Here is an 11,961-nt window from a genome sequence, read left to right on the forward strand (position 1 = left end):
TTCTGATTCCTGAGTCTATGGTGAGGTCGTCTGTGTCGACGTCAGTGTTTCAAACCGCGGGTAGACGGGGGTCGTAACCCACTGTTCGACATTATCATAAAAATTCAGGGGCCGGTCGGCGTACCCTTTGATATTCGTACGGAACACATGAAACTGGTCGATTTCCCAAAGCGGAACGATATGCGCCATGGAATACAACTGCTGTTGCAGCTTCTTCAAGAGCGCAGTTGCGGTTTCCCAGTCGGTCGCTTCATCGAGCTCAATCAGTTTCTGTCGCATCCAGTCCGGAAAGATTTCCAGTGATTTAATCTCAGCGCCTCTCCCCACGGTCAGGAAAGGCCAGAGTTCCATAATCGGTTCGGTCATCGCGGTCGTGCGATAGACGATGTCCCATTCCAGTTTCTCTTTTTTCGCTTCCTCGGGCGTATTGGGAATCAGCGTGACGTTGACGCCAATCCGTTGCCAGGCCCTGATCAGCTCCTGGGCGGCATCCTGTGCTTCGGGATTAGGATCACACAGCATATGCAGAGGCGGGAATTTTCCTCCCAGTTTCTTCTGAGACGCTACCGCGAGGGCCACCGCCAGCGGAAAATTGTATTCGCGTTGAGGCACCTGCTGATTGTAAACCTGGAGCCCCGTGTAATACGGAGCCGTCACCAGACGACCGTTTAACAGGTTGTTTTCATGCAGCAGTTTCTCGTTGAGAATCTTCTGGCGATCGATGGCATAGGCCAGTGCCCGGCGAAGTTCGAGAATCTGCAGTGGTTTACTTTCCGGGTTGAACTGCAGCACATGAGTCAGCGGAATCGCACTTTGGACGACATTGAACTCATCCTGCTCTTTGAAATAGGAGACCAGACCGGCCGGCAGGAATGGAAGCACCGCGACTTCACCACGCAGCAGGGCCTGAAACGATTTTTCAAAGTTGGAATAATGAACCTCGTTGATCTGGGCTACATTATAGTCACGCAGTCCCTTTGGTTCGGGGACGGCCCGCACATAACTGACCTGGTCAGAGTCCTTTGATTCCTGTTCATCCACAACGAAGCGGCTGGTCGCACCGATTTTCTGTTCTGTCTCCAGGCGTACGTCTTCAGGATTAGCAACGACGGCGCTGAATGCGGGTGGGGAAGTGATCGGGAATGAGAGCAGCCATTCGGTGCTCAGGGGGACCCGGTCAAAATGAATGCGAAATTCAAACGGGGCTGTGGATGTGACCGAATGCACGTAGCTGTCGAAACGTTCGTCGTAGGTACTCGAGCCGGGAGTCAGTCTGGCCCGGACCGCCTGCGCGATGTCGGCAGCCAGCAGCATCGGATGCGACTCCCAGGTGGCATACGACTGACGCAGGACGAAGTCGGCCCGTCGGCCCAGGTCGGTCGGTTCCCATTGTTCAAAGAAACGACTCTGGTACTGAGGGGTCTGGTCTACTTTTCCGACTTCAAACAGGGGGATCTGCGTCAGCTTTTTATGACGGCGGGTCGCATTGTGTTCGAGGAAAAAGGGGCTCTGATCGAGAGCTGTTCCCAGCACTCCGACATTGATGACCGGATATCGCGCCTGATACCGCCGCAGGTCATCCCGTAAACGGGGATTAGCGGGCCAGACAGTTGAGGCTTCCATCACCAGGTCGAACGCCTGCTGATACTGATCAGCTTTCGCACTCTGATTCGCTTTCTGCAGGATCTCATTGGACTGTTTCAGAAACGTCTCTCGCCACTTCGCGACGGTTTCCTGTCGGGGGTAGATCGCTGCCAGTCGATTCAGGTAGTGATGGGCCTCGCGATAATCCTCCACTTTTACGGCCCGGGTGATCATGCTGTTGATGATTTCACCGGCAAGTTTACTCAGTCCCGGATAATCGGGGACACGACTTTGCAGGTCCTCGACGAATGCCAGCGCATTCACGTACTGTTCTGCCTTCTGTTTGTCCAGGGCTTCGAGAAACAGCAGTCGCTGCTGTCGCTGATCAAAGCCGGGCCAGTCCCGGTGTCTGCGGTCGAGGAACAGCAGCATTTCAAACGCCGTTTTCAGATCACCGTCTTTCAGCAGTAGATCGATTCGCTGCAGGATCTGATCTTCGTAATGCACGATCTGTTTGATGTTCTGTCGTTGGACCCGGTACTCAGGATCTTCTTTTTCGCCGACCAGTGTCAGGTTGATGAAATTGAATGTCGCCCGTTTCTGACGCTGCTCATCAGCCTCTTTTTTATTCTTGGGACGCGGCCAGCTGAAACTCTCTTTCATGGATGCTTCGAGTTGTCCCAGCGTATCGGGGCGGGGATAGACGGGATCGACGATCAGCACATTATCATTTTCCAGGACGATCCAGTCAACGGGACGTTTCTTCAGCAGGTCTTCCACGGACGGGAGTTGCATCTCCTCGATTTTGGGCAGTGATGACTCCGCCGTTTCTTCTTCGGTTTCGGTTTTTCCATCCTGCTTCGCTTTCGGGGGATCTGTCTTATTCTCATTTTGCGCAAAACTGTCGGACAGCCCCACGGAACAGGTGAGGCCAATGACGCTCATCAGCAGGATCAGGAATTTGCCGCACTTCATCATAGCGAAGCCTGTCCTTTCTGCTGCAGACCTTGGTCGATGCGATACAGACTGCCATCCACGCTTGGCACCAGTAACAGTTTCTCAAGGGTGACGACGGAACCACTGCTGGGAAGCGGTGCCGTGGTTTCGGACTGGACCTGGCCCGTTTGGGGATCGACAGCCAGGACGCTGCCATTCTGCAGTGACAGGAACAAGCGGCTGCCATCTTTCGAAGGAGAACCAGCCAGGGAGTGGCCTGGCAGTTTCAGTTGCCATAACTGCTGCAGGCTGTCTTTGAGTTCGTAGCAGGTCAGCGTCTGTCGAGATTCGACAAACAGCAGGTTGTCTGTAATCCAGAGGTCATTGGAGGCAGGGGCTGGGAGTTGCAGCTTGGTTTTCAACTGCCCCGTTTTTGCATCCAAAACCTGCAGTTGACCTGAGGCATCCGTGACTGCTATGTCCGTCTGGCTGATACCGGCGTCCACATCGACTGGCTGTTTCAGGTCGATGGTCGAGAGTGCCGCCAGATGACGAACCGGGTTGTTGCGATACTGGAGTGTAATAATCTGCCCAGCAGTGGTGATGGCCAGGCACTGATCTTTGCCAGTCGGGATCAGTTGACGCCAACGAACATCCTTGCCGACATTTCCGGGCAGGGCAAATTCCTGAACCGTATTCAAACCGCGCCCTTTCCGGAAGACAGCCACCTTGCGTTTTAACGGTAACGCAATGCCATCGCCGATTTGAATGGGCAGTGCCTCGAGAGGCTCTGACAGCTCGATAGTCTGTTCCAGCTGACCAAATCTGTTCAGAATCCACAATGTCGGTTGTGGTGCGCCACAGCTCACAGCGATTTTACCATCGGTCAGACGAGTTGTCTGCAGCGGTGCTTTCAGGTTCTCCGGCAGCTTGAGCTGCGTCAGTGATCGTTCCATGAAACCAGCGGGAGAGGATTCGAAGTCATTGGCCCGCAATCGAAATACATCGCCATCAGAAGTAAGACAGAGCAGACCAGGTTGCGGCTCCTTGTCATCACCATAAGGGTAAACGGCCAGAATGTCGGTTCCCAGAATCGATTTCCAGGTGCTGGTCATCTCATTCCGGTTCGCGATCGTGAAAATGACCGAATTAGAAGAGAGCAACCGCCGTCCGAGGTACAGGTTGTTTCCAATCAGCTGCATCGGCTGTGATCCCAGTCCGTCGGCGATTTTCTGGTCATCCATTTTGATGCCGGTACTCAGCAGAGTGAATTTTCGGAGGGCTGAACTGCTCATCCAGAGCTGACCACCAGAACCAGCGGACAGATAGATCTGACAGGAGAGAGGATCCTGCAACTGGTAAGAACCGATCTCCGTGAGTTTTCGTTTTCCTTCCTCGTCCGTAACAGTGAAGGCAGTGATTCGTTCGGGAACGGTTGGGAAAAACAGTTGCTTCCCGCGCATGATCGGCTGACTGTGAACTTGTCCTTTAATGCGGAACTGTTCCAACTCATTCAAAGTTGCGTTCTGGCCATCCCCGTCCAGTACGTGGAGCAGGGCGGCGTCGGCCTGGTCATTTTCGCAGACCATCAATAGCTTACCCATGGGAATAATCGGAATCTGAATGGTGCCGGGGCGATGTCCTAGAGCTGCGACCTTTGTGCATTCAAAGGGACGCAGTGAGACAAGGTACAGCATCCCCTCATAGCCGGCGACCGCGACGGATTGTTCGCCGTAAACCAGACCGGGAGCCCCCACCAGGGGCTGGGCAAACTTGAGCTGGGCAGCAATGGATCCCGTCAGCAGATCCAGGTTCAGCAATTCGCCACCCTGGCAGGAAACGACGATCGTGCCCTGGTTGACCAGGGGAGGCCCCGTGGGGCGGGAAGGCATCTGTTGTCGCCAGACCAGTTCGCCACTTTTCTGAGTGACGCAGAGCAAGTCGTTGTGGCGCGTGTCATACAGGAGCAGTGATGGCTCTTTCACGGTGACCGTCTCGGGGGGAAACGGCGAATCCAGGCCGATGGGGCGTTTCCAGATGGGATCGCCGGTCACAGAGTCAATGCCGAAACAGCTGCCGTTGGCCAGCGCGAAGACATTACGTCCGTCCGAAACTTCATTCGATCGCGAGCGGGTGTGCAGCGACAGGGTGACCGCCTGCGGAAAGGCATCCGGATAATCTTTCGTCGAACCGGCAACCGCTTCATTGCTGGACTGGATCAGCGCCTGTTCCGCCTCCAGGATGCGGGTCAGCACCGTCGACATCTTGCGATCATTCTGATAATAGGGATAGCGGTCGAGCAGGTGTCTGCGCTGTTCGAGTGCCTTCAATGTCTGCTTCTGTTTAATTGCTTCATCGATCTCTTTGACGGCCACATCGAAGACCTCTTTACGTAGAATCTCCGCTTCTGCTTTTTCGTAACCGGCTTTGATTTTCGCCAGTGCTTCGGTCGGCGGTGCATCGGGTGGACTGTAGCGGGTGAGAATCTTTTCGGCTTCCGTGGAGACGTCCAGCAGTTCACGCTCTTTGGTGCGACTCGCGGTTTCAACGGCTCCCAGCGCGATCCGCTGTCCGTAATCGGTCAGTGTCGGGTAGAGCTCTTTGAAGTCGGAATCATCGCGGTGTTTCTTGATAAAGCCCTGGGTGGCTTCCAGGCCGGCCTGCCAGGCGGGTGTTGAACCGGAGATCTCTTTTTCGACGAACGATTTGCTGAGTAATATCCGGGCTTCCTCGGCGTAGTCACTCTTGTTGTAATTCTCGAGGAAGTACTCGAAGAGCTGGATGGCCTGTGAATACTTGCCCGCTTCCATTTCCTGGACGGCAGCATCATAGTGCCGTTTGGCCGTATCGCGGCCGATGATAAACCAGAAGACCAGCGCGGTCAGCGCAAGCAGAACGCTACCGCCGACCAGGGAGAGAATCATAGGCGAACGCACAATCTGACGCTCGCCGGGACGGACGGCGTTCCGTGAGGATCGATGGCGGATCCGATCTTTCAGTGAGAGCGAATCCGCTTTCTCTTTATCGGGGGAGTCCTCTTCCTCGCTGGTCGCTGCGGAATTCTCGTTGGTACGGGATAAAAAGTGTTTCGGGGCTGGTGAACTGTCAGCCTCGGGTTCGGCGTCCGTCAGCAACTCTGCGGCAGAGGCGAGATCCAGGTCATCATCTTCCAGAAATTCATCCTCTGGTTTCTCTTCGGGAGCTGGTGTGGATGCTTTTGAAGACCTGGACGATTTCTGCTTGCTGGATTTGGAACCGTTTTTCTTTTTCGAACCTGATTTGGAAGACGCCTTTTCCGGCTCTGATTTATCTGGAATTACGGGCTCCGGTTGGGGACGGTTGAAATCCAGTTGTTCCGAACTGACCGGCTTGAGGTCGTACATCGAACTTTCTTCACCACCCGTCACATCGGGCAGGGGGGCGTCCAGATCGAGCAGGTCGACTTCGTCGGTAAACAGAATGTCGGCTTCACCGATTCGGAGCAGGTCCCCGTCGTTCAACTGAGAACGACCCGACATCACGCCGTTAATCTCCACGCCATCACTGGTCGCAGCGATTACTTCGTACCCTTTTTTATTCCAGCTGATCCGGCACTGCATGGAAGCCACATCGTCTACCTGCAGGTCATTGGACGAATGGCTGCCAATTGATACCGGCTGCTGCTTGGAAAGCTCAATGTTTTGAGTTTTTCCGGATAAGAATGAGATTTCTAATCTGGCCATGAAGCTTACTTATCTTTTCAGGACTGTAGAACGCGGTGAAGACAAAATCACAGACGCCGTCAGTCATCAGGTCCTTTGTACGATGCGAGTCTGATTTTCTGCATGCCAACTTCGTTCGCCGCATCCACAACGGCAACGACCGTCTCATGCCGCGCCGCTTTGTGTGCACTGAGAACGAGTTCTGATTTGGGTCTACCCCCCTCATCACGTCGATCCAGGATCGCCTGTACGATCTCCGAAGGGTTGGACAGCTTGGTGTCATCGACATAAATGCCGTTATTACTGTCGATCTCAACGATAATGGATTCCTCCCGGAAATCATCCAGCGTCTGCAACGACTGTGAAACGCCGTCTTCATCCGGATTGGGCGGCGGAACCTGAATACTTTTCTGCAGACTGAAGGAAGCGGTAATCATGAAGAAGATCAGTAGCAGAAAGGTCACGTCGACCATCGGCGTCAGATCCATCTCCTCAAACTCCGACTCGGCCGAGCGAATAGAAAACCCTTCGTCGTCGTCATCATCTTCGTCGTCTGCTTCCTCTTCCACAACAAAGCGGGGGCTGGGGGCAGATGCTACTACCGGCTCCGGAGCTGTTTCTGTTTCCGGTTCTGTCTCTGTGGTCGCAACTTCCTCAAGTTCCGCTGAGTCGTCTTGCACAGACTCGGCTGGTCGCTCTGAAACAGGTTCTGTCGCGAGGTCTTCATCAGCTTCGGGCGATTCAATCTCTTCGAGCCACTCCGAGGCCGCCAGCAGGTCGTCATCTTCAGAAGTCTCGGGCTCAGGGGCCGTTTCAGATGTGACTTCGGTTTCTGCAGCTGGTGCCACAGGAGAAGAGGGCTCTGGCTCAGGTTCGGGTTCGGGAGCAGGTTCAATCGCCGGTTTCGGTGGGGGCGAGCTCTTCGCTTTTGTCGGTTGTTTCTCCGGCTGGGGCGCTGGTTCAGGGGCCGATTCGTCCTCTTCGATCGCTGGCTCTTCTGTTTCTGCGGATGCGGCGGCGTCCCAGTCCCCATCCAGCAGTTCATCCCAGCTCTCGCCCAGCGGACCTATATCGTCCAGGTCTTCCAGGAACTGGTTCTGGTCTGCATCCAGCATGGCTTCTGTGGGAGGGGCGGCTTTGGCTGGTTTTTGCTTCTTAGTCGATGAGGATGATTTCTGGCGAGGTGTTTCGCTCGGCTCTGTAGGTTTCTCTGTACGCCGGGCTTCACTCTCCACTGGGATCGTAATACGACCCTTGCAGGCCGGGCAGGCAACTTTCTTCCCGGCTTTCTTGCTGGCCACGCTCAATCTCTGGCCACAGTGTTTACAGTAAAACTTGATCGGCATAATTCAGTATTCAGTCTTAAATATCAGCTGGCGGCAATGCACCACCTGAAAATAATTACCTGTCTTTCTTCTCTTCAATCCCAATATAGAACTTCACACCATCCACATCGGTGACGGCCCGGGTGACTTCCTGGACGAACCCGTGCGGCACATTCCGGTCTGCTTTAATAATGACATCCATCACACCTCCCTGAACCCGTTCGCGGACACGTGCGGTCAGTTCATCCAGGGTGACTTCAGTGGAGCCGCCCGATTCTTTAATCTCGACAACACTCTGGCCGTTCAGACCATTGCCGTCATTATGGACGAGTACAATCGTAGATGTGCGGGTATCCACACCAACGCCGTGACGAGCGATCGGAACATCAGAGTCCTGAGTCGCCTGCATCGTCGATGTGACCATGAAGAAGATGAGCAACAGGAAGGTCACGTCGATCATGGGAGTGATGTCCAGATCGTCGCCTCCACCGGAGGCGGGACGTTTCTTCCAGCCGCTATCGTCAGAATTGAATAATGATTTTTTACGTGCCATGCGCCCGTCACCTTCTCGATTCAGGACTTACGTGAGGCTTCCAGAATATCCAGAAACTCACCCGTGTGTTCCTGCACCGAGTCTTGCAGTTTACCGATGCGAACATGGATTAAAGCGCCGGCCATCACCAGCGGAATCGCGACCGACAGACCCGCGGCGGTTGTGAACAGCGCGAAGCTGATCTCGCCTGCCAACTGGCTCGGGTCACCCCCCGATTCCTGCATATTGCCGATCTTGTCGAAGGCGTTGATCATCCCGATCACGGTTCCCAGCAGCCCGAGCATCGGGGCACTCTTGACGATCGTGCTGATCCAGGACATGCGGTATTCGAGGTCGGCCAGAATGTCCCGTTCGAATTTCTCCGCGAGCAGCTGTCGCAGCTTTTTGGCCGGGCGTTCCATATTCGCCATGGCAACCAGAATCAGCTGGGGTACCGCTTTGCTCCAGTAAGGAGGCGAATCGCAGAGATTCACGACGGCTTCGTAATCTTTCCGTTCGATGTCTTCATGGACTTGGTCGAGGAATTCATTGGCCGCGTTCTGGGTCAGGAATCGCTTCTGAGCGATCTGGCGGACGAGTAGAATCACACAGAAGACGCCATACAGGGCCGTCAGCCCCAGGGCGACATAGATGGCGATCCCGGCTGCGTTTAAAATCGGAGCTAGTGAGTAGTTCATGGATGCCTGCTTTGCACTCGTTATCGGAAATAAGTTTGACGGGTCACTTCAAAATCGTAGCTGCCACGATTACCGCGTACTGTAAAATAGGTACGCCGGATTTCGTCGAATTTTTTATCTCGGTATTTTTTCTCCAGGAGCAGGAGTCGGTTTTCGGCCTCTTTGGGGTAGAAGTGGAACAGGATTGCCCCGGTCACATCGTAACCCGCTTTTTTGAACAGGCTCAGGTCACTGGTGCGACGCTCGCCTCCCTGCCAGGTCATATACAGTCGCTTCTCATCCTCACCCGAAGTGGCCGTTCGGCTGGTCGGTTTTTCGGAGGAAACATTTGAGAGATAGACCATCTTGCCGTTACGCAGCAATGCGCCAAGCTCGATTTTGAAATAGTCCAGCTGGCTGGCGTAATCGATTATGGACCCTCGGTCGGAAAACTTGATGAACCAGCGCTGTTCGCGGGGCAGTCCCTTCTTGCCCGGACCAAAACCCAGGGCCCGCTTTCCCGTACCCGCGGCACTACCGACTTTCCCGGAGTTGGTCAGATCGGTCTGCATCTGTTGCTGTACCTGCTGAGTCGCCTTGTCAGACAGTTCGACTACACTGTCCAGCATTTCCTCGACCTGGTTCTCTTCGGTCGGCGTGTCGATCTGTGAGGGATCATCCACGGGGTCTTCCGGGGATTCCACCAGCAGCTCTTCATCCGGCGATCCATCCTCGGCTCCACCCGCCAGGTCCACCATTTCCAAAGCGACCTCGTTTTCTGTCTGGGGGAGGCGATTCGTAAACCAGACAATCGAGAGCCAGAGGACCGCCACGATCAACGCCAGCACAACTGCGATCAACGATGAACTCACCTGGTCATACTGGGTGACCCGCATGACCGGCGATTTACGGTGATCGGTTTGTGATGTGCTCTGGGCCATCGTACTAAAGTATCCTCTGAGTTTTCTATTGGTGGTTATTTGGACTTTGACTTGGGGAGCTGGTCGAGAACTTCGTAGAGGTTGAATTTTTCATCAAAGGGTTTCACGCTGTTGTACCATTTCTGCCAGCGTCGGGTGGCTTCATCGGCCCATTGATCGGCGATGATCACGCGTTCTTCTTTGGTCAGGTCTTCCGGCACATCAGCCAGGGGATCTTCGGGCATCCCCAGTCCCCGGATTTTACGGCTGAGGGTGCAGAGACCGTTCCGCGCCTCGATTCGCACGCTCAGATCCGGATCTTTCAATGATCGAATCAGGTAGGGGGCCATGCGAAAATCATTGGTTCGTGCCAGTGCCCAGACAGCAGTCCGCCTGACATCAGGGGAGCGGGCATCGATCAGTTTCAGGACCCGGTCTTTCTGTTTGATTAGATCTTCCCGGTTCCCGAGGGTAATTGTTTCGACCAGTGTTTCCTGGGTTGTGTCCAGATCCGCAGTTGCCGGATCTTCGAGCTGGGCCAGCAGTTCGCTGAGATCTCCCGATAATGTCTTGCTTTCCACCTTACCATTCCGCATCTGAACCTCAGCCAGGTTCTTGGGCAGTCCCCGTCCCCCGGCCAGCAGACCGGAGCCTACCGGATCGGGCTTATACTTGCGGTCAATGGTTTTCACGGTTGCCTTGGCCAGGAAGATGATTGCCAGGCAGGTTGCAGCATCGATATTTCCCGAGCCTTTCCAGCTCCCATCTTCCAACTGCATCATCAACAGGTGTCGTGCACCGTCGGCGTACCAGTCGTGAGGCCCCAGTTTTTTCGCATCGGCCAGGGCGGCCAGACGTTCGATCCCGTACAGGTAGTAATTAGGCCAGCCGGTCGGGTTACGATAATTGTAATTGTTGACGACCCAGTTTGCGCCCCGGGTCTTGCCGGTCTCAAGCGCTGACAGGGCAATGGTCGGTTTAGTGAACAGGTTCTCCTCACCCTCTTTATCTTTTTCGGTGAGGTTCACTTTTTCCAGGAAACCGAATTTCTTTTTAGGCTCGCCTTCCTTACCGGTGGTCGACGCGCTGCGGGGCTGTCCGTTGGGATACAGCTGGCGGGAAATTACATACATACTGCCGGTCCCCGCCACACCCATCGTGTGTTTGGCACCCCGGTCTGTCTTGCCCCCGGGATGATATCCAAATCCGCCATTAGGCAGTTGGGTTGTCAGATGCCAGCGGGCGGCATTGTCCCAGACGCGGGTGGGAATCATTACCCCGGCCCGTTCCGCAGCCCAGAGCCCCAGAATCGCATACTGCGTGATACTGGTGTCGCCATTGTTGGGTTCCTGCTGTGGATAATACCAGCTGCCGGCTGGCTGCTGGGTCCTGATCAGAAAATCAACCGTGGTCTTGATTTCATTATGATACTTTTCCGGGCTGATCGCTTCGAACACCATCAGCTGTACACCGGCAGTGTAATTGTAATCTCCGCCCGGAGTATAAACGATTTCGCCGTCGGAATTCTTCTGGTTATGATCTGCCATGATGTTTTTCAGGCAGTTCTGGATGTAAGGGGAGTCGGGGGATTCACCCGTTTTCAGCAGCGTGTATGCCACAAAGGCATTCATGCCGCTACGGCCATAGTCGGGCTTCTTTTTGAGGAACGCTACTCCGCGTTTGATGGCGGCGTCAATCTCCGCCTGGGGAGGCTGCGCTGCTGCCCGATCGGCCAAGCAGGAGAGCAGAAGGAGAGCACACAGGCACCAGGTACCAGTCAGGCTGGTACGGTGCGGGCTCGCATTCCGTCTGATTAAGGCGCAATGATTTTCCATGTTGATGCGTTAGCAATCTGAGATGAGAGAATATTGCTGACAGGAGAAAGAAGCCGAAACTTCTCCGCATCTCTCCAGTCTAAATTCAGATATAAAGCAGTGTCAATCTTTATGCCCCAAATCATTACGATATTCACATTTACGATTCAGGGCTTCCAGGAGAGATCACAAGTACACACTGCCTCATTGCACCGTGGACATCCCTGGACATATTTGCGACTGACGGCCTGTTCCAGATCGACGCCCGCCACATTCGCCATGGTCGCCAGCCAGGCCAGAACATCAGCAAATTCTTCTTCCAGGTTCTGTGGATCGTTGTTTTCACGCAGCGCAGAAGAGAGTTCGCCGACCTCTTCCATGAACCACATAAACGTGCCTTCGATCCCCCGTGACTGGTCCTTCTCGAAAAACATTTTATGTATCACCGCCTGGAACTGGGAGACCGTTAAGC

Annotated in this window: 8 protein-coding genes; all 8 read right to left on the reverse strand. The window is 54.5% G+C overall.

Annotated elements, in window-relative coordinates; all coding sequences use genetic code 11:
* Positions 1-15: 15 nt before the first annotated feature.
* Positions 16-2,562, reverse strand: a complete 2,547-nt coding sequence (locus tag F1728_RS29565; RefSeq protein WP_155367012.1) for an ABC transporter substrate-binding protein — start codon at positions 2,560-2,562, stop codon at positions 16-18.
* The gene (locus F1728_RS29570; RefSeq protein ID WP_155367013.1) at positions 2,559-6,242 is read right to left on the reverse strand and encodes an outer membrane protein assembly factor BamB family protein; all 3,684 of its coding nucleotides are present in this window, start codon (positions 6,240-6,242) and stop codon (positions 2,559-2,561) included. The genes F1728_RS29565 and F1728_RS29570 overlap by 4 nt, the downstream gene beginning before the upstream one ends.
* A gap of 59 nt (positions 6,243-6,301) precedes the next feature.
* Complete coding sequence (locus tag F1728_RS29575) at positions 6,302-7,522, reverse strand: ExbD/TolR family protein (protein WP_155367014.1); 1,221 nt, start codon at positions 7,520-7,522, stop codon at positions 6,302-6,304.
* 100 nt (positions 7,523-7,622) lie between these two features.
* Positions 7,623-8,099, reverse strand: coding sequence for an ExbD/TolR family protein (locus F1728_RS29580; RefSeq protein ID WP_155367015.1), 477 nt, complete (start codon positions 8,097-8,099; stop codon positions 7,623-7,625).
* Positions 8,100-8,119: 20 nt separating this feature from the next.
* Positions 8,120-8,776 carry a MotA/TolQ/ExbB proton channel family protein gene (locus tag F1728_RS29585; RefSeq protein WP_145041493.1) on the reverse strand — a complete coding sequence of 219 codons (657 nt, stop codon included), beginning with the start codon at positions 8,774-8,776 and terminating at the stop codon, positions 8,120-8,122.
* Between the two features lie 20 nt (positions 8,777-8,796).
* Positions 8,797-9,696, reverse strand: a complete 900-nt coding sequence (locus tag F1728_RS29590) for a hypothetical protein (RefSeq protein ID WP_155367016.1) — start codon at positions 9,694-9,696, stop codon at positions 8,797-8,799.
* Positions 9,697-9,731: 35 nt separating this feature from the next.
* Complete coding sequence (locus F1728_RS29595; protein WP_155367017.1) at positions 9,732-11,510, reverse strand: HEAT repeat domain-containing protein; 1,779 nt, start codon at positions 11,508-11,510, stop codon at positions 9,732-9,734.
* 146 nt (positions 11,511-11,656) lie between these two features.
* Positions 11,657-11,923, reverse strand: a complete 267-nt coding sequence (locus F1728_RS29600) for a MazG nucleotide pyrophosphohydrolase domain-containing protein (protein ID WP_155367525.1) — start codon at positions 11,921-11,923, stop codon at positions 11,657-11,659.
* Positions 11,924-11,961 lie beyond the last annotated feature (38 nt).

Source organism: Gimesia benthica (assembly GCF_009720525.1).
Lineage (GTDB): Bacteria > Planctomycetota > Planctomycetia > Planctomycetales > Planctomycetaceae > Gimesia > Gimesia benthica.